Below are 19,768 nucleotides of genomic sequence, written 5' to 3' on the forward strand. Positions count from 1 at the left end.
TAGTCTTTGTTACAGATTCCCTGGATTACAGGTTATATTAACCTTTCGCGCGGCATCTGTAAAAACAAGAAAGTTCATTTCATCGGGGGCAACTTTGGCATAGAATCCTTAAGTAGCGGATAGATTGTTTTTGTGCAGAACTTATTTTAAATAGCACAAAAATTTACTGGTGCGTAAGTGCAGCCAAATAAATATCAAACCATAGATAGTAAAGATTGGGAGAAAAGGAATGCGCGATGCAGTTACAACTTTAATTAAGAATTATGACGTAGCTGGCCGTTATTTTGACCGGAATGCGATCGACAGTCTGAAATCTTATTTTGAAAGTGGTACAGCACGGGTACAAGCGGCGGCTGCTATCAATTCAAATGCGGCTGCAATTGTCAAGCAGGCTGGTTCTAAATTATTTGAAGAATTACCAGAATTGATTCGTCCCGGTGGCAATGCCTATACAACTCGTCGTTATGCGGCTTGTTTACGCGATATGGACTATTACCTCCGCTACGCTACTTATGCGCTAGTTGCGGGTAACACCAATGTGTTGGATGAGCGTGTGTTACAAGGCTTGAGAGAAACTTACAATTCTTTAGGTGTACCTATTGGGCCGACAGTTCGTGGTGTACAAATCATGAAGGATCTCGTCAAAGAACAAGTAGCAGCAGCAGGTATAGCTAATGCGGCTTTTGTTGATGAGCCTTTTGACCATATCACCCGTGAGTTAAGCGAGCAGGATGTTTAAAAGCTGAAATAGGGACTAGGGACTAGAGGCTAGGAACTAGTTTTGTTTGAGGCTTGTCAAACTTATTGCTGTTATCTAAATTTTTGTAAAGCGATCGCATCTTGTATTTGAAAAGAGGCGATCGCTTTTTTACAAAAATTATACTTTTAGTAAGAGTTACAAGCCTTTGCCTACTCGATGTTTCATTATTTACCGATGCCCAGCAACTAGAGAGAATTATTCAATGGATAAACTAACTCGCTATCGGGAAATTATTCGTCAATTAATATTTGAATATGCTGGTCACAAACCTGCTAATGGTCAAATAGATACAGAAGCAGTGATTGACTCAGAGCGAGACCATTACGAAGTTGTACACGTTGGTTGGGATGGGGTGCGGCGTGTGCATGGTTCGATAGTGCATATAGATATCATTAATAATAAAGTGTGGATTCAATACGATGGCACATCTGAGCCAGTGGCAGAAGCATTCTTAGCAGCAGGTATTCCGCACGAAGATATTGTTTTGGGTTTCCATCCCGAAGAACTGCGGCAATATACAGATTTTGCCATATCTTAGTAGTAAATATTACACATCTAACAGTAAAAACTGGAGTACAGTGTATCGCCTTTCAAAAGCAACTACGAGAAAATATACAAATATATGCGATTATAAGTTTTGATGCTACTGGTGAGTCAGAAACAGTAGTAGCTCTATCTACCAAAAGTAAGGAGACTTCTACTAATGGTGTTCCAGAAAAGGACTTGGTTGCTAGTTCTGTTTTTGTTGGCATTGGTAGGAGCGATCGCTTTTCACATAGATCAAGTCTCTCAGATTGAAAAACTATATCCCATGAGTGTGTTGCAAAAGGGATATGCAACTAAGACAGAAAACTTATATCCTGTGCAGTTTTATATGAGGGGAGTGAGAAGCGGATATGCTTACATCAATCAAGCTGCACAGATGGTTGTAGAACCTCAGTTTAAATATGCAGAGGAATTTGCGGAGGGATTTGCACCCGTAAAAGTCAAAGATAAATGGGGATTCATCAACATTCAGGGACAAATAACTATTCCTCCGCAATACGATAAAGTTGGTGAGTCAAGTTCTCCTTACGATGATATTGATGATGATGAGTGGTCATCAAGTTCTTTTTCGGAAGGCTTGGCAGGTATTAAACTCAACCGTAAATGGGGATTTATTAATCAAAGTGGCGAATTAGTAATCCCCTACCAATACGATAAAGTTCAGAAATTTTCTGGTGGTGTAGCAACTGTTCAAGTAAATGGTTTATGGGGCGTAATCAATCCCGAAGGTAAATGGATTATCCAGCCTATAGATAAATCACCAATTAAATTTTTTCAAGGAATAGCAAAAACTGACTTAAGTGTGATAGACAAATCACGTTTGCAAATCGTTTATGATCCCATCATCTATTATTGGGATAAATCAGGTCAGCCAGTCGGCAACTTTGATAATCCACCTCTGTTAGCGAAAGAATTTCAGGAAGAACTTGCAATTATTGAAATGTGGCGGCGAGATTTTCAACCTATAGTCAGAACCTCAGAATATTCATCATTCTCCTGGAATAAATGTGGTTATCAAGATAAACAAGGAAAAATTGTCATCAAACCACAATTTGATCGCTGTCAAAGCTTTTCACAGGGATTAGCAGCAGTCAGAGTAGACAAAAAATGGGGCTACATTGACAAAACAGGCAAATTTATTGTTACTCCACAATTTGATTATGCTGATAGCTTATTTGAAGACCGTGGTTTAGTAGTCTCTAATGGCAAGATTGGTTTTATTGATAAAACAGGCAAAGTTATCATTAAGCCAGAGTTTGATCCAAATGATTCACTTTATTCAAGTGAAGATTTGAAATCAAAATTTGAAAAATATCCCCAACAGATTGAGCCAAACGAGATTACGAAACATCGTTTTTCTTATGGGCTTGCAGTTGTAGCAAAAGATAATAAATGTGGATATATTGACACAACTGGTCAATTCGCCATCCAACTTCAGTTTTATCAATGTGAATCGTTCGACCGATACGGAGTCGCTAGAGTTTATCACAATGACTATGATGGTTTTTACATCACTCATGATGGTAAGATATTTCCACAAATGATCACCACTGCTGATTTCAGCAAATTCTATCCAGCCAGAATTAAACTACTGGCTTCAGTTATGGCCTGCTTGTTGTGGATTGTTGCGATTAGTTTTCATGAGTTTGGTCATGCAATTGTAGCGTATTGGGGTGGCGATACCTCAGTCAAAAACAAAGGATATTTAAGCTTTGACCCGCGTCGGTATATCAATCCTATACACAGTATTATCCTGCCGGGAATTTTTTTAATAACAGGTGGAATAGCTTTACCAGGTGCTGCGGTTTATATTGAATTTGATCAAATTCGTAACCGTTTTTGGTCAAGCCTGACAGCAGCAGCAGGGCCGATCGCCAGTATACTTTTTGGATTACTATTAGTTCCTATATTTCATTTCAGCATTGCTGGGAATTTACCGCATTGGTTCTCTGCATTTATAGCAGCCTTCATTAGTTTGCAGTTTGTCATAGCAGTATTTAACTTGCTGCCAATTCCGCCGCTAGATGGTTATCGAATTATTTCATTTTGGTTGCCATCCAAATTACAAGGTAGCAATGGTATTGCTTCTTTAATTGGACTACTTTTAGTTTGCTTTCTATTACCATTTATTCCAATTGCTGGTTTAATACTTTTTTTTCCATCTGCGGTTGCTACGTTGCTTTTGGGAATTTCCGCAGAATTTTCTCTAGGTGGTTGGTATTTATTTGATCGTTGGTACACAGCATTACTGCTGTTAGTTATGGGTATTGTTTATCTGATATACAAACCAGCATTCATTTTTCAATTAGTAGGTATAGTGCTAGAAAAGTTTTCGCCCAAAGTAGCATTAAAAATGTACGATAGGGCGATTAAGATAGATCCTAAAAGTGCTTTTTCATGGCAAAGGAAAGCATTAACTCTCCGGCAGAATGTGGGAGTATTAGGTAATTATAGAAAAGTAGTATCTGCATGGGAAGAAGCAATTAAACTTGATCCACATAATCGTTTTTCATGGCAAAGCCTAATTTTAGCAATTAGGATAGTTTGTATCTTTGATATAATCTATGTTCAAAAATTAATAGAAGCGATTGAAAGATATACTGAATCTTATCCCAAAGATGCTTGGGGATGGGGGGTAAAAGCTGTAACTTTTGAAGAGCTTGGTAACTATGAAGAAGCTCTATTAGCTTGGGAAAAAAATATCAAATTTGATTCTAGTGATAAGTATCAATGGCGGATAGAGATGAAAGAATTAAGTAGGGAAAAGTTAATCAGTCTAGGTATCATCAAGAGCAATTAGCTGTAAGCTGTTGTAGTGCGTATTTCACTATCTAATATGGCGACGATTAACGACAACTACCTGAAGCTGAAGGCTGGCTATCTGTTCCCGGAAATTGCGCGGCGGGTAAATGCTTTTGCGGAAGCTAACCCTGATGCTAAAGTTATTCGTTTGGGAATTGGCGATGTGACCGAACCTTTACCAGAAGCGTGCCGCACAGCGATGATTAAAGCTGTGGAAGAAATGGGCGATCGCGCAACTTTTAAAGGCTACGGGCCAGAACAAGGTTATGCTTGGTTAAGGGAAAAAATTGCGGCTCAGGACTTTCAAGCACGCGGTGCAGACATCGATGCGTCAGAAATCTTTATTTCTGATGGTTCCAAGTGCGACACTGGTAATATTCTCGATATCTTTGGTAACAACAACGTCATTGCTGTGACTGACCCTGTGTATCCTGTATATGTAGACACCAATGTGATGGCGGGTCATACAGGTGTAGCCAATGAGAAAGGTGAGTTTGCAGGCTTAGTATATCTGCCTGTGACAGCAGAAAATAACTTCACGGCAGAAATTCCGAAAGAAAAAGTTGATTTAATTTACCTTTGTTTCCCCAATAACCCCACTGGTGCAACTGCAACCAAAGAACATCTCAAAGCTTGGGTAGACTACGCCAAAGCCAACGGTTCAATTATTTTCTTTGATGCAGCTTACGAAGCTTATATTACAGATCCGAGCTTACCTCATTCTATTTATGAAATTGCAGGTGCGCGAGATTGTGCGATCGAATTTCGTTCTTTTTCTAAAAATGCAGGCTTTACCGGAACTCGTTGTGCTTTAACTGTTGTACCCAAAACCTTAACAGCCAAAGCCGCAGATGGTTCCGATGTGGAACTTTGGAAACTGTGGAACCGCCGCCAGTCCACCAAGTTCAACGGTGTGTCTTACATTGTGCAACGGGGTGCGGAAGCAGTTTATTTTGAAGATGGACAAGCACAAACAAAGGCTTTGGTGAGTTTCTATTTAGAAAATGCCAAAATTATTCGAGAAAAACTCACCGCCGCCGGACTCGCAGTTTATGGCGGTGTCAATGCGCCTTACGTTTGGGTGAAAACTCCCAATGGACTATCGAGTTGGGATTTCTTTGATAAATTGCTGCATACTTGCAATGTAGTTGGTACACCTGGTTCTGGCTTTGGCGCTGCGGGTGAAGGCTACTTCCGCATTTCCGCATTCAACAGCCGGGAAAATGTCGAAGAAGCGATGAAGCGAATTACTGAAAAGTTTAAGGTGTAGAAACTTGTGGTGGGCAATGCCCACCTGATTAAAATAGTTAACTATAGGACTCATATTTGATTTGGGAAAAAAATCAGTACATTCAGATCAGGCTTCTTTCATACTCCCGACTCCCCATTCTCTATTCCCTACCTACACAAATAAATTCAGAAATCAAACCGGATTCCTATATCATCTAATAAATTTATTTAGCTCTTCAACTAAATAATGTACTGTTGTTGAAGGATTATCACTTTCTGGATTGGGAGGATCATATTGTTTCATAAGTTTTTTAGCATTTTTAATGGCAATAGCTTGTCGACTTTCTAGCTCCTCATATATTGTTAAACTATTCTTTTTGTACTTCTTGTTCAGAAATGTATTTAACTTATTAATATAATCATTTCGAGGAAGCCCAGTGTTAAGAAATTCAAAATGTAAAACGTACCATAGCTCAAAAGCTTCATTAGAGTAAGCAACTTTGAATCCCTCTCTTTCTGCATTAGCAATTGCATTATTAAAATCTTGCTTAGGCCAATCATCTCGGTCAAATACACACCAAACTTGATCGTAATCTCCTTGAGCTTTTAATTCTTTTGTCTTTTCCACTAGTTTGCTAGGATTAACACCTAATCCTAAAATCTTACTCATATCCTTTACATCCCCAGCAACAGGAAAGCTTTTAAAGTATTTCGGTTCGGTTTCCCTTCCTTCACAAACTATTAAAAACCTATCAAATGGTTCTTTTGTTTCAACTTTTCTATCAGCATAGCCACGAGATGATGCTTTTCTTGAGTCTTTTCTAGGCATCAGGCTCACCAAAGAGTTGACTTAAATCACCAATGTATGGAATTGCGCCATATCTGCCTTTAATATAATCACTTTCAAATGAGGCATCATTGCGGATTTTAAATTCTACTAATGAATATAAATCTGTTGCACCATATTTGTTCTTTTCAGTAAACCAAATCTGATCTCTACGGAAGAGTTTATTGGTGAGTAAATTAGTATCATGTGTCATAAATATTAATTGTGCATTATGATAGTTCGTTTCATTAGAGTTAAATAATGTAACAATTGCTTTGCTAATTAAAGGATGCAGCCTAGCATCAAATTCATCAAATATTAAAGCTTTACCCTCTTTAAGAGTATTGATTAAAAGTCCAGCAATAAAAAATATTTTTTGAGTTCCTTCTGATTCTTGACTATCTAAATCAAATAATTCTATAGAGACAGAATTACCCTCTGTATCGAACTTGTTATGTCCAGTCTTGATTATTGTGAATAAATAATCAATATTTCCATGAATTATAGATTTAATTAATTTGATTTCTTTAATACTCAAATCTAGTTGTTTTATTAGTTGGACAATTTCTCTTTTAGAACTATCTTCTTTAGATAAACTGTCTATTGTATAATCCAAGTAATTCTTGTCTTCTAAACCTGATACAATCTGAAGCTTTGTTGTTAACCAATTTAATATTATTTCAGCAATTTCTACATTAAATTGAGCAGCTACTGATAAAAAAAGTGCATTGCGTCTAGTTTTTGGATGAATACCCTCACCTTTAAAGGTTTTAGATAAATTGATTTTATCAGTATTCCCATTATTCACTCTTTCAAACAGCCGAGTTTCTCTTTTATTAGGAACGTAAAATAGCCACTCAGAAACAACTCTTTCTTGATTAGCTTCAAATCCATATCTATACTTTTTGTTATTTAATAAAAAGACAATTTCAAATAAAGATGGTTGTGTTTCGGTTTCTGTGCTTAATCTAAAAGGCTCAACTCTAATTTTTTCTGTGCTTTGTGTTTCCTTAGAAGAGTTAATCATAAACCACTTCATAAAGTTCATGGCTTTTGCTAGATTACTCTTTCCACTAGCATTAGCACCATAAATTGCCGCACTTTTAAGTAATTTCAACTCGTCATCAACTGCAAAAACATTGTTATCATCAAGTTGCTTATCTTTGGCAACAATGTTAGCCGCAACCATGCTAAAGGTAACTTTATCCTTAAAAGAACGGTAATTACCGACACTAAACTCTATGAGCATAGTAACCTCTGCATACTAAACTATATATTTGTGAAAATTTCACAAATATATAATATAAGCATAGCGGCTATTGATTGATATTAACTCAGGACTTACGCAGCAAGATTGTTTGTGGAGATGGGGTTTAGAGGCGAAAGGGTATCAGGGGTGGGGCTTTGGAGACATACACCCCTACGGAGAAATCAAAATTCAAAGTTCAAAAGTAAGAGAATTTTTGACTTTTGACTTGATTTCGCCTCTACACCCTCTCCTCAACCCTTGCTTTTTCGTTTTTATGTGTAAGTCCTAATGTGAATGTAAGGGTTCCTGATTATCGGGAAATTTTGACAAACGCCTTATCACCTTTAATTTGAACTTGATAGGAGTGTAAAGGGACATCAGCAGTTAAACATTTCCCTGTATCTAGTTGATATTGAAACCCGTGAGTAGGACAGGTGATAATACCATTTTCTACCTTTCCGCCGTCCAGTGGTGATGCGAGATGAGAACAAGCGTTGCGGTAACAGGTAATGCGATCGCCTTGACGATATAAAATCAGTGAATGTCCGCCAACTTTGGTGACAAATATCCCCGCATCAGGAATTTGTTCTACTGTTGCTACCCTCACCCAAGCAGTTGTAATTGTGGGCGGAAAAGGAGTAGTTAAACCAGTATTGGTATTATCTACCGTAGAGCGATCGCCAACCGCAACCACTTGCGTAATTTCTGGACAATAATTTTTAATTGCCTGTTCGACTCCCTGAGATAAAGTCAAATTAGAAGCTGGACAACTGCTGCAAGTTCCGATTAACCTAACTTCTACCGTATCTGGTGGTTTAAAAGCAACTAATTCTATATCTCCCTTGTGACTTTTTAACCCTGGACGTACTTCATCAAGGGCGGCTTGAATGCGTTGTAATATTGGTGGTAACGGTGGTTTAACTAAGTCATGATATAGCAACACTGCATACACAACTTGATCATCAGCAGCATGGCGCAAAGCTGACACTGAATCTTGTTTCAGGCTTTTAATTAACCTTGTCAGTGCTTCTTTATGCAAAGCTTCAATTGCTCGTTTTAAACCGACAGCTACACACCTTTGACTTTCATCCCACTCAGATATAATTGCCTCAAAGCGGTTAATTTCTTCAATGAATTCTTCGAGGTTTGTCATCAAGAAAAGTGTGAAGTGTGAAGTATGAAGTGTGAAGTGTGAAATGTTGACTATTTCATTACTTCATTTTGAAATCTTTCAGTAAGAAAGGCATCAAAGCGCCTGTAATTAAACTAGATAGAGTTATAGGAATACACAAAGGAATTTCGGCTTGGGCTAGTGCTAATAGTGATAGCAAACCAACACTAATCCCAATGCCAGTTTGTTGCACAAAATACATAGGTTCGCGTAATAGCTTACCTCGGAAAAATAACTTAGCCGAAAACCAACCTAATTCAAACATTTTTCCTCCTAGTATTTATTTAACAAAGTTAATAAAGCAAAACCTAAAAGTATTGCTGGAACTGCACCAGCCGGAGCAAATAACGCCCCCAACATTGCCGAAAAAGAATAACCAATATCTTTACCTGCTAAAATCATCCCGCCAATTGCACCGCCAATCATCGAGATAACTGTTGCGATAATTAGCCACAAAAATCCAGTAACTATGTTGATGTCACTAGACACCATACTCGTGAGAAAATCACTCACACTAAAATTGCTCAATAACTCACTCATTTTTCTTCCTTCTCTGCGAGACGCTGCGCGAACGCGCTCTTTGTGTCCTTTGCGGTTCGTTAATAAGTCTGGTAAGCCTAACTACTAGCCATAATTTCCACTTCTACATCTTTTAATGCCTGCACGACTAACTCAGCTTGTTCTAACTGTTGATGTTCGGTAAAGATTGACCAAGCTTCTTTATAGTAATTGCGTGCTTGTAAAAGATTGTTAGGATTACCTAATTCCGGCTTTTCCGGATTATCAGGTAAATTGAATAAGGCGTTAGCTTTGTTGGAAATTGTGTTGGCATATTCTAAAGGTGTATCCCTAGAATTACGCACTTTTAACGCCTCATTGTATGCTGCGATCGCCTTTAAATTATTCTCGACAGGATGAGAACTAACTAAATATTGCAAAGCATTCCCTAAGTTGTTTTGCAACATCGCATATTCTCTCGGATGCTCAATCAGATTAATATGCTTGAGAGCAACTTCAAATGATTGCACTGCTAACCCCTGGCGTAAATATTCCCGTTCTGAAGCCATTGGCATCGACAGGTAAGCGATCGCAATATTGTTGTATAAAATCGCGTAATCTTGCGGGTAATCTTCCCAGGTAAACACCCGCAAAGCTTCATGATAAGCCTGAATACTATCACTAATTCGCGCTAAATTATACGGCGCTAAAGATTGCAACACCAAGCCATAATTCATCTGCGCCTCTGCAACTTCCTCCGGCGTGGCTAACTCTTGTAAAACTGGTAATGCTTCTTCATAACCAGCCTTGGCTTGTAGCAGCAATTCCGTATCCGTGTGGGGAATAATCTGCAAAGTTCCAGCCATTCCCACCTGCGCCTTAGCCTTCAGCAGTGGATACTCATTACCAGACATTTCATAAGCACGATAATACAATCCAACTGCATTTCGCAAATCCTGGGCAGTTTTCGGCTTCTTTTGAAACCCTTGTGCCATTTCGATGAGCATCTGGATTTTTTCTGCTGTCGTTGCTGACTCCGACGCGATCGCTGCTACAGCTGCTTTCACCGCCGAATCTGTAATGCTAGGTGTCATAATTACCCTACTCTAGCTATTAAGAAAATTACTCGATTCCCGCCATCAAAATACACAAAATTTTCCTCACTACCAAAGGCTATGAAAGTATGAAGTATGAAGTGTGAAGTATGAATAAATACACCCATATATTTCGCTAGAGAGCAATTAATTATGGGTAACTTATTGATGTTGTGGTTTGTAGTGAGACATCAAAGCATAAATTTCAGACTTCAGACTTTACACTTCATACTTTATCCCCCAGTTTCCTTACTATAAAACACTCTATTTTCAAAAATCTAGAGGAGAATTAACAATATTATTATCAAAATTCCATACTCTCCTGATTAAAATTATTTTTTGTATCACTAGCAAACTAAATATATTATTTGATAGCCATAAATACCTATTTAAACCTTCATGATATGAACTATTATTGCCTCTGCATCATATTTACATCATCCTGAAGATAATTAATTTTTCTTGAAAAAATAAAAATATAATAAAAAAATACCTTATGGTGAAGAATAAACATCAGAAACAGGTGAGACTCTACAACGCTGATCACCTGGATAAAAAATCAACCAACACATAGCCAATGACTAACGTACTCTGGCTGCAAGGTGGTGCCTGTTCGGGCAACACCATGTCGTTTCTCAATGCCGAAGAACCGACAGTATGCGACCTCATATCTGACTTTGGCATTAAAGTGCTTTGGCATCCTTCCTTGGGGTTGGAATTAGGCAATAACTTACAAACCCTGCTTTGGGACTGCATTTTAGGTAACATCTCCCTCGATATTTTGGTATTTGAAGGCAGTGTAGTAAATGCCCCCAACGGCACAGGGGAATGGAATCGCTTTGCCGATCGCCCGATGAAAGATTGGTTAATTGACCTAGCCAAAGCTGCCAGCTTCATAGTTGCTGTCGGAGATTGTGCTACTTGGGGCGGGATTCCCGCAATGTCTCCCAACCCCAGCGAATCCCAAGGCTTACAATTTCTCAAACGTGAAGAAGGCGGCTTTTTAGGTAAAGACTTCCGCGCCAAATCAGGATTACCTGTGATCAACATTCCAGGATGTCCCGCACACCCTGATTGGATAACGCAGATATTAGTGGCGATCGCTACCGGACGCATCGGCGATATTGCTTTGGATGAACTCAATCGCCCCCAAACCTTCTTCAACACTTACACCCAAACAGGCTGTACCCGCAACGTCCACTTTGCCTACAAAGCCACCACCGCCGAATTTGGTCAACGCAAAGGCTGTCTCTTCTACGACTTAGGCTGTCGCGGCCCCATGACTCATTCATCCTGCAACCGCATCTTGTGGAACCGCGTCTCCTCCAAAACCCGCGCCGGAATGCCGTGTTTAGGTTGTACAGAACCAGAATTTCCCTTCTTTGACCTCAAACCCGGAACCGTATTTAAAACCCAAACCGTCATGGGAGTTCCCAAAGAACTACCACCAGGAGTCAACAAAAAAGACTACGCCCTCTTAACAATGGTCGCCAAAGATGCCGCACCACCTTGGGCAGAAGAAGACTTTTTCACAGTTTAGTCATTGGTCATTAGTCATTAGTAAAAAACGGTGTGACTGAATCAAGGTAGTGAAATCTACTACTCCCTATTCTCTCCGCGCCTCTGCGTCTCTGCGTGAGATAAATCCTCTCTAATAAACAACACCAACAAATGACAAATGACAAATAACAAAGGACAAAATAAATGGGAAAACAAACATTAGATATATCACCCGTCGGGAGAGTCGAGGGTGATTTAGACGTTCGCGTGGAAATTGCCGACGGCTATGTAGTCAACGCCTGGACTCACGCCGAACTATTTCGCGGCTTTGAAATTATCCTCCGTGGCAAAGACCCCCAAGCCGGATTAATTGTCACACCCCGGATTTGCGGTATTTGCGGCGGTTCTCACCTCACATCTGCATCCTGGGCATTGGATACAGCCTGGGGTACAGAAGTACCACGCAACGCCATCTTAGCCAGAAACCTCGGTCAAATTGTCGAAACTATCCAAAGTATCCCCCGTTACTTTTATGGATTGTTCGCCATTGACTTAACAAACAAAAACTACCGTAGTAGCCGCTTCTATGATGAAGCAGTCCGCCGCTTTTCTGCGTTCACCGGGAAATCTTACGAACTTGGCGTGACCATTTCCGCCAAACCCGTAGAAATTTACGCTCTACTAGGTGGACAATGGCCGCACAGCAGTTATATGGAAATAAATCAGTAAATCGCTTATATAGTAAAGACTTGCCAGGATAGGTGTGATGATTCCCTAGTTTTTCCTTAAATTAGGCAATAAACCCACCCTCAGCTATATCATAAGTCCATTTATTTTTCTTTCATAAGAGTTATTTCCTTTTCTCAGGCGTTACCTAACTTTTCCCTACATTGCCTCGCTCCAACCCCAAAATCATCTAAACTCAAAGTATCCGCTAACTGCCAAAATCCTATGTCTCGCTGGTTTAATATTGCAGGCCCTTGTAAAGACGATATCCACTATATGCTCTCTCCAACAATACGATTACCAGATTTGGAGGAGCTAATTCGACAGCGTAGTTATTTTGTCGTTCATGCACCGCGACAAACAGGGAAAACCACAGCAATGTTAGCCCTAGCACAGCAACTTACCGCCACAGGACGTTATGCAGCAGTAATGGTATCTGCGGAAGTGGGAAGTGCTTTCAATCATGACCCCAGTGCAGCAGAATTAGCGATTTTGGGAACTTGGCGTAATACAATTGAGGATAACTTACCCCCAGAACTACAACCCCCAGCTTGGGTTTATAATGCCCCTGGGCAGAGAATTGGCGAAAATTTAAGAGCTTGGTCAAAAGCTATAAATCGTCCGTTAGTATTATTTATAGATGAAATTGATTCCCTACAAGACCAAACACTAATTTCAGTATTACGACAGTTAAGAGATGGTTTTCCCAACCGTCCAGAAAATTTTCCCTCATCGGTGGGATTAATAGGTTTAAGGGATGTGCGGGATTATAAAGTAGCATCCGGTGGTAGCGACAGATTAAACACATCCAGCCCTTTTAATATTAAAGTCAGTTCAATTACCCTGAGAAATTTTAATGCCGAGGAAGTTGCAGAACTATATCAACAACATACAGCAGAAACAGGACAAATTTTCACACCAGAAGCCACAGCAACAGCCTTTGATTTAACCCAAGGACAACCTTGGTTAGTCAATGCCCTTGCTAAAGAAGTTGTGGAAAAAATGGTGAAAGATAGAAGTATTTCTATTACCAAAGAACATATTTTACAAGCAAAAGAAATCTTAATTGCTCGTCAAGATACTCACTTGGATAGTTTAGCTGAACGCTTACGAGAACCAAGGATCAAAGCAATTATCGAGCCGATGTTAGCGGGTTTGGAATTGGGGGATATACCCAATGATGATATTCAATTTGTGATTGATTTAGGTTTATGTAAAATGCACCCCCACGGTGGATTAACTATTGCTAATCCCATTTATCGGGAAGTTTTACCCAGGGTATTAACAGTGACACCAATGGCTTCCCTACCAGTGATTGCACCAACTTGGTTAACTCCAGAAGGAGAATTAAATATAGATGCGTTACTTGCAGCATTTCTCAAGTTTTGGCGACAGCACGGAGAACCGTTATTAGGTAGCACTAGCTATCATGAAATTGCACCGCATATTGTATTGATGGCTTTCTTGCATCGTGTGGTTAATGGTGGTGGCATTTTGGAGAGGGAATATGCAATTGGTAGTGACAGAATGGATTTATGTCTGCGTTACAAAGGTGTGATATTAGGTATCGAGTTAAAGGTATGGCGGGAGAAAAAGCGCGATCCCCAAGCTGAGGGGATTGAGCAGTTGGAATCCTATTTAGGGCGTTTGGGGTTAGATTTTGGTTGGTTATTTGTGTTTGACAGGCGGAAAAATGCCTTGCCAATGGAAGAACGTTTATCAACTCAGGTTGTGCTGACACAACATCAGCGTCGGATTACTGTGATTCGGGCTTGAGTATTTTGTATGATTGATTTGTTTGGATATTGCGCGATCGCAGTTAATCGCAGTTAAGGAAGCGCAAGATAATGGATTTTGAGCGATCGCGTTAACCCAATATTAGCGATCACTGTTAATCACAGTTAAGGAAGCACAAGAAAGATCGCTTTTCCCAAAGATGTTTAACGGTAAAATTATAAGGTGCATTACATTTCATTAAAGCACCCTACAGAATTGGCGATCGCACTTGTGTATTAATTGATTTCATGACAAATAAACGTAACATAACTAATAAAATAATGGAATAATGCGGAATCTTTCTAATCAATTTTAAGAGATTGTTCTGATTTGAAATATTGATTTTTTCATTTTCTGAGATATGCAGCAAGCAAATATCTAATTCTTCAAAGAAATGCGACTCTTCAACATTGAGAACTACAGGTAAATCTTTTCTGATAGAGTTGTTGACTTTTCTTATTGTAGATATGTAGTAGTCACGAGCATCTAGCCCAAGCAATGCAAGGAGTTTATCATTACTTTTATGCTTGAAGTATGTCATGCTGAAAATCATCAGCAAGAAGAACTTGCAGAGTAATCTTGCCTTTAATCCATTAGAAAGTTGTAGTTGGGATTTAATAATTGCACCAAAAAAATCTCCATGTCGATTCTCATCTTCACTCCATGATTTATAGAAGCTAAAAAGAGGATAAATGGAGTATTCAGGATGAGATTCTAAATGCTCGAAAATAGTTATGTAATAACAGCTAGAAATTCTCTCAGACAGATAAGTAGAGTAGATAAACCATGAAAAAGGTAGAAAAACATATTTTCTATGTTCTTTCTTTAGAAAACCCAATCCAGGTTTAATATGAAAATCTAAGAAGGCTTTATTTAAAAAACTAGCGTGACGAGCTTCATCACGAGACATCAGAGAGAATCCATCTGAGAGGACACTGTTTGTTTCTTTAAGTTCATATGATAGTTCTTTGTAAAGGATAAATCCTGAGTACTCAGCAGCACAGTACATTTTTAGAAGTTTAATTATGAGTTCTCGCGCCTCACCTTGAATGTGATCCCAAGATTGAACAAATCTCTCGTCACGTATATACTTGTCTTTAGTGTAGTCGTTCTTTAGATTGGAGATAGCAGTACTAAAGGCTTCTTGAAATCTTGAGGTATCAGTACTAGAAAGTTTTCCGATATTAGTTGTATAAAATCCTACGGAAATGAGAGTTTCTTTCGCTAAAATCTCGGTGTTTGACTGTGTGTTTTCAACATATCCCATATTCTAAATCCTTTATTAAATGTCAGTCTCCATACTACTTCAAGAGAAGAACCTTAGCAATTCCTGAGTCTCAGATCAGGAATTTGATTGGAAGTGTTGCAGTCTAACTATTTATTTAGACATTCTCCAACAATTTCAACTTTTCCACCTCTAACCTCAACCTCTCATTCTCCATCCTTAAAGCCAATATTTCATTCTTCTGCAACTCAATTAACGACTTTTGACTAATTACCTCACCAAAGGCTTTTTTCCGATTTTCAATCCCAAACCATCTTTGATAAGTTTTTGTATGCTCATCAACAGTATGACCTAAATTATCTGCTGCGGCTTTAATGGGTATTCCTTGAAGATGCGCTCGAATCGCACAAGCATGGCGTAAATCATAAGGTTGAAACTCAATTCCCACTTTTTTAAACCATCTTGATATATCTCTCCGCATCCAATTAATATTTTGTACAGATGCAATTTTTGCCACCTTTTGTTCTAAAATATTTAATGCTTTGGGATTTTTTAAATCAAATAATTCTATCCATTCAGCTATAAAAGGAAGAACTTCTCGATATCCAGTTTTTGTATTTTTATTCACCTTCCAAGTATGGTCTATATTTTGGGGAGACATCCACCAATCAATATCCGGTTCTACAAATAATTCCCTTGGTCTTAACCCATAAGTCGCCAACATTCCATATACCCAACGCCACATTTCCCAAGTGTCTATTTCATCACTAATATTTGTATTTTTGCGGTTAAGGGCGAATTTTTCAAATAATTCAAAAGCAGATATTATTTTTTCATCATCAGGGATTTCTCGATAAGCAGGGGTGACATTATCACGTTTAACATCGAGTTTAAATCCTAAATTAAAGGTTTTAATCAAAACAGAAGTTACCGCAATCAGTTCATTTTTTTTATTACCCTGAACTGAATTAATAATTTCCTCAAAATTTTCTTTTGTGGCTAAATAAGTGAGAGGGAAGTTTCTTTTGATGACAGATATGTAGTTAGCAAAAGTATTTTGACTGGTGATACTTTTCTGACGTGTTTGGTAATATTTTTCTTCAAATGTATCTAATAATTCCCTAATTGTTTTTATTTCTTGCTTTTCTCTAGATTTAATTCCTAAATACTTTTCATTCCACTGGAAAGTGTGACGAGCAATTAATTTACCCAACTCATAACTTTCCTCAATTGCAGTTTTTAATCCCTCTAAATTTGCTGGTATCCCTAGAGACAAGTCATACTGTTTTTTTTGCTTACCTGAATTTCCATCGCCTGGTTTTAAGGGTAGGGTAGCTCGTAATTGGAGAGAATTGCCAGTTTGTTTAATGCTAACTCTTATTCTCTCCCTTTTTAAATTAGTATTGGCTTCGACTAACTTTTGTTCAAAAACTGCTTGATACTGTAATTCCGTTGCTTTTATTTTCGCCATTGTTCCCCTATAGCTACCGTCTGTGGTGTTCTGCGGCTCAAAATCGGCAAATATATCGGCGAATAAGTCGGTTAAATCTGCATTTACATATTCATGTGTAGATGTGGAATATGTTTCCTCGCAATTACCCTGATTTTCTCGGCTCATTCCCTAAATATTCCCTTATTTATAAACTGAAATGGTGAAAATAAAATGTTCTTACAGAGCAAAATTACTTTATTGAATAAGTTACCCAGGAACATTTTCAGCATACCACCAGTTGTCATAGCAGTTATATGGTGCCTGGTGGTGTGATGTGCGCCCCTACCCTCACCGACATTACCCGCGCTTGGGCAATTTTAGAATACTTCCGCACCAACTGGTTAGAACCAGTATGGTTAGGCTGTTCTTTAGAACGCTACGAAGAAATTCAGACTTACGATGACTTCATGAACTGGTTAGATGAAGACATCAAGCATCGTGAGTCAGACTTAGGTTTTTATTGGCGGATGGGTCTAGATATTGGTCTAGATAGATATGGTGCTGGTGTTGGTAAATACGTCACTTGGGGATATTTAGCCCATGAAGATAGATACCAAAAGCCCACCATTGAAGGGCGCAATGCGGCAATGATTATGAAGAGTGGCGTGTATGATAGCTTCACCGACACTCACACCTTGATGGATCAGTCCTTCGCTCGTGAGAATTTAACCCATTCTTGGTACGATGAAGGGACAGCAGATATTCATCCGAGCGATCGCACTACAAAACCCATCGCTAACAATACAAAAGACTTCGACAACGCCTATTCTTGGGCGAGTGCAGTATTACACAAAGACTTCGGACGCTTAGAAGCAGGCCCCTTAGCGCGTCAGCTAGTAGCAGGTGGTAATCACGGTGAATCTTGGCAACATCATGATGGCTTCATCTTAGATGTATTCAAGAAAATGGGCGGTGCGAACATTCACGTCCGTCAGTTAGCCAGACTTCACGAAATCGTCAAACTATATCGTCAAGCCGAACACTGCTTGCGCGAGTTCAAGTTAAACGACCCTTGGTATATTAAACCCACAGAAAAAGACGGCAAAGGTTGGGGCGCAACCGAAGCCGCGCGGGGTGCTTTGTGTCACTGGGTAGATATAGAAGGCGGTAAGATTAAGAACTACCAAGTAATTGCACCGGGAACGTGGAACATCGGCCCCCGTGACGGTGAAGGTAAACGCGGCCCTATTGAAGAAGCTTTGGTAGGTACGCCTATTGCCGATCCTACTGACCCAGTAGAAGTAGGACACGTTGCGCGTGCTTTTGATTCCTGTCTGGTGTGTACAGTCCACGCCCACGATGCGAAGACAGGTGAGGAGTTGGCGCGTTTTCGGACTGCGTAAATTCAAACGCAGAGAGTTTTTTATGAGTATGGCTAATGGCTATTTGTTATTTAGTCATTAGCTTATTCCATATCACATCAAGCTTGAGAATTACCACGAAAACGTTCCATAAATTCAGGATAATTATCCAAATCTTGCAATGATTCTAATGGTGGCATTTCAATCCAATTTGCTTCTGCGTGTAATTTGTCTATGTAAGCATAAAAAGCTTCTTGGTCATCCCGATGAGTAAGAACATAATCATGTAATTCTTTCTGACTCATAGCTTGAAAGTTAGGCTTACTCATCTGATGTACCTCCACCGTCCGTTAGGGTATACTTCTATAATATTTTCCTCGCCTGCCAGCAAGAATATATTTCCTGTTCGTTCATCCATCCGAACAATATTGATAGGTAAATAAAGTTTTGTAAACCAGCAGCACAATATATAACACTGCGTTTTTTGTTCTGGTGTAGGGATAGTTTTAACTCCTCAAAATGAAATTGTTTATTTAGTTATTAATACTTAGGAGGTGGAAAGGTTTCTTCCTCATTTATTTTGATATAGTCACGGACTTTATCAAACAAAGTAGCTCCTATATTTGTTTCAGTATTATTGGCTGAGTAAACAAGGTTTTCTTGATGATCTGCTCGTATTTGTATCTCAACATCTCCCTTCTGTAATATTGAACTCTCTGGAAGTCTTATTTCTAAAGGTTCAGTTGCTAAATTTGTATCGAGACTATGTTTATTTAGAGCTTCATAAAAAAGCGGTAACATGACTTCTTTATAAAGAAGATCATACTTAATAAATCCAAATGATGTATTTTTCTGAATAAATATATCTGGCATTAAATCACATCCAGGGTATACAAATCGGAATGCCTGAAAAATTTCCAAAGCAATAATTGAGGCTTGTAAAACATCTACCTGATTAGCCATATAAGGTATAGAAGAAAAACTTGTCTTGTAAAATTGAACTTCTGAATCAAAGAATCTGTCATGAAAAATTTCGTTTCTGAAAGTTTTAAATTCTTCTAACTTGGGTACTATTCCTGATCGCTGAAATTCATTTTTCTCTATTTGCAATATATCAAAAATTGCTGAAATGCGACCGTTAATATCTTTTCCTCTTAGTTTTTTGAAATCCCTATTTACAAGGAAACAAGCAATTTTTAACAATGTATTTATAAATGCTTCAATAGCCAGAAACCAAAAACCAACTGCACTGATAGATACATTTCCTTGATTGATTATATTTTTTGAATGCTCCAGTTGCTCAAGATTCTGGCATGAGAAGTAGAAAGCTTTGATTGAATAGTAAGGGTAGGTAATTAGGAGCCTAGAAGATTCATTGTCTCCCTTTTTAGGAAACCAAGCATAAATCTGACCAATATTATCTTTTCTAAGGTCTTCCAATCTCATACGCGATAGATACAAATAGATTTGACTTAAAATATTGGAAGTATATTTTAACGCATTTCATAAAGCGTTAGATGCTTAATCATAACTTTTAGTTGCAACAGGTAGTCGCTCATTCACTACAACCAG

17 protein-coding genes and 2 pseudogenes are annotated in these 19,768 nt (G+C 38.7%); 8 read left to right on the forward strand and 11 right to left on the reverse strand.

Translation table 11 applies throughout. The annotated features are described in order from the left end of the window. Nucleotides 1–229 precede the first annotated feature (229 nt). The 4 genes from apcB to H6G28_RS26135 all read left to right on the forward strand — a co-directional run bounded on the left by apcB (nucleotide 230) and on the right by H6G28_RS26135 (nucleotide 5,378). Entirely contained in the window at nucleotides 230–739 is a 510-nt protein-coding gene (apcB, locus tag H6G28_RS26120; protein ID WP_190675352.1) for an allophycocyanin subunit beta, read from the forward strand. 223 nt (nucleotides 740–962) lie between these two features. Next, nucleotides 963–1,298 carry a XisI protein gene (locus H6G28_RS26125; RefSeq protein WP_190675355.1) on the forward strand — a complete coding sequence of 112 codons (336 nt, stop codon included), beginning with the start codon at nucleotides 963–965 and terminating at the stop codon, nucleotides 1,296–1,298. A 165-nt stretch (nucleotides 1,299–1,463) separates the two neighbouring features. Then, a complete protein-coding gene (locus H6G28_RS26130) occupies nucleotides 1,464–4,106 on the forward strand; it encodes a WG repeat-containing protein (RefSeq protein WP_190675357.1) in 2,643 nt (880 codons plus the stop codon). A 36-nt stretch (nucleotides 4,107–4,142) separates the two neighbouring features. Further along, on the forward strand, nucleotides 4,143–5,378 hold the full coding sequence (locus tag H6G28_RS26135; protein WP_190675440.1) for an LL-diaminopimelate aminotransferase: 1,236 nt from the start codon (nucleotides 4,143–4,145) through the stop codon (nucleotides 5,376–5,378). A gap of 171 nt (nucleotides 5,379–5,549) precedes the next feature. Here H6G28_RS26135 and H6G28_RS26140 read toward each other — a convergent pair whose 3' ends face one another. The 6 genes from H6G28_RS26140 to H6G28_RS26165 all read right to left on the reverse strand — a co-directional run bounded on the left by H6G28_RS26140 (nucleotide 5,550) and on the right by H6G28_RS26165 (nucleotide 10,176). Then, entirely contained in the window at nucleotides 5,550–6,167 is a 618-nt protein-coding gene (locus H6G28_RS26140; protein ID WP_190675359.1) for an RloB family protein, read from the reverse strand. After that, complete coding sequence (locus tag H6G28_RS26145; protein ID WP_190675361.1) at nucleotides 6,160–7,413, reverse strand: AAA family ATPase; 1,254 nt, start codon at nucleotides 7,411–7,413, stop codon at nucleotides 6,160–6,162. Before H6G28_RS26145 ends, H6G28_RS26140 begins: the two co-directional genes overlap by 8 nt. A 310-nt stretch (nucleotides 7,414–7,723) precedes the next feature. Next, entirely contained in the window at nucleotides 7,724–8,566 is an 843-nt protein-coding gene (locus tag H6G28_RS26150) for a NifU family protein (RefSeq protein WP_190675363.1), read from the reverse strand. 58 nt (nucleotides 8,567–8,624) lie between these two features. After that, a complete protein-coding gene (locus H6G28_RS26155) occupies nucleotides 8,625–8,849 on the reverse strand; it encodes a hypothetical protein (protein WP_190590197.1) in 225 nt (74 codons plus the stop codon). Between the two features lie 8 nt (nucleotides 8,850–8,857). Further along, nucleotides 8,858–9,124 (reverse strand): asr0689 family protein, encoded by a 267-nt coding sequence (locus tag H6G28_RS26160; RefSeq protein WP_190590198.1) that lies wholly within the window; start codon nucleotides 9,122–9,124, stop codon nucleotides 8,858–8,860. Nucleotides 9,125–9,201: 77 nt separating this feature from the next. Beyond that, complete coding sequence (locus H6G28_RS26165; protein ID WP_190675365.1) at nucleotides 9,202–10,176, reverse strand: hypothetical protein; 975 nt, start codon at nucleotides 10,174–10,176, stop codon at nucleotides 9,202–9,204. Nucleotides 10,177–10,753: 577 nt separating this feature from the next. Here H6G28_RS26165 and H6G28_RS26170 point away from each other — a divergent pair. The 3 genes and pseudogenes from H6G28_RS26170 to H6G28_RS26180 all read left to right on the forward strand — a co-directional run bounded on the left by H6G28_RS26170 (nucleotide 10,754) and on the right by H6G28_RS26180 (nucleotide 14,178). Further along, entirely contained in the window at nucleotides 10,754–11,716 is a 963-nt protein-coding gene (locus tag H6G28_RS26170; protein WP_190675367.1) for an NADH-quinone oxidoreductase subunit B family protein, read from the forward strand. Between the two features lie 164 nt (nucleotides 11,717–11,880). Then, nucleotides 11,881–12,390: pseudogene (locus H6G28_RS26175) on the forward strand (nickel-dependent hydrogenase large subunit); the annotation flags it as partial. A 237-nt stretch (nucleotides 12,391–12,627) separates the two neighbouring features. Further along, nucleotides 12,628–14,178, forward strand: coding sequence for an ATP-binding protein (locus tag H6G28_RS26180; protein WP_190675370.1), 1,551 nt, complete (start codon nucleotides 12,628–12,630; stop codon nucleotides 14,176–14,178). 208 nt (nucleotides 14,179–14,386) lie between these two features. On the opposite strand, the gene acsF is transcribed toward H6G28_RS26180, so the two are convergent. Together acsF and H6G28_RS26190 are read right to left on the reverse strand one after the other, a co-directional pair. Beyond that, entirely contained in the window at nucleotides 14,387–15,445 is a 1,059-nt protein-coding gene (acsF, locus tag H6G28_RS26185) for a magnesium-protoporphyrin IX monomethyl ester (oxidative) cyclase (protein WP_190675372.1), read from the reverse strand. Nucleotides 15,446–15,560: 115 nt separating this feature from the next. After that, on the reverse strand, nucleotides 15,561–17,021 hold the full coding sequence (locus tag H6G28_RS26190) for a site-specific integrase (RefSeq protein WP_190675374.1): 1,461 nt from the start codon (nucleotides 17,019–17,021) through the stop codon (nucleotides 15,561–15,563). A 116-nt stretch (nucleotides 17,022–17,137) separates the two neighbouring features. Between H6G28_RS26190 and H6G28_RS26195 the strand changes: the two are divergent. Beyond that, nucleotides 17,138–18,238 (forward strand): annotated as a pseudogene (locus H6G28_RS26195) (nickel-dependent hydrogenase large subunit); the annotation flags it as partial. Between the two features lie 77 nt (nucleotides 18,239–18,315). Here H6G28_RS26195 and H6G28_RS26200 read toward each other — a convergent pair. From H6G28_RS26200 to H6G28_RS26205, 3 genes are read right to left on the reverse strand one after another with little or no spacing between them, the layout of a single operon-like run. Next, nucleotides 18,316–18,525 (reverse strand): DUF6887 family protein, encoded by a 210-nt coding sequence (locus tag H6G28_RS26200; protein ID WP_190675376.1) that lies wholly within the window; start codon nucleotides 18,523–18,525, stop codon nucleotides 18,316–18,318. Beyond that, entirely contained in the window at nucleotides 18,522–18,698 is a 177-nt protein-coding gene (locus H6G28_RS37855) for a DUF6888 family protein (protein ID WP_397330223.1), read from the reverse strand. Before H6G28_RS37855 ends, H6G28_RS26200 begins: the two co-directional genes overlap by 4 nt. A 38-nt stretch (nucleotides 18,699–18,736) precedes the next feature. After that, the gene (locus H6G28_RS26205; protein ID WP_190675378.1) at nucleotides 18,737–19,636 is read right to left on the reverse strand and encodes a hypothetical protein; all 900 of its coding nucleotides are present in this window, start codon (nucleotides 19,634–19,636) and stop codon (nucleotides 18,737–18,739) included. Between the last annotated feature and the right edge of the window lie 132 nt (nucleotides 19,637–19,768).

This window comes from Nostoc sp. FACHB-190 (assembly GCF_014696905.1).
Classification (GTDB): domain Bacteria; phylum Cyanobacteriota; class Cyanobacteriia; order Cyanobacteriales; family Nostocaceae; genus Nostoc_B.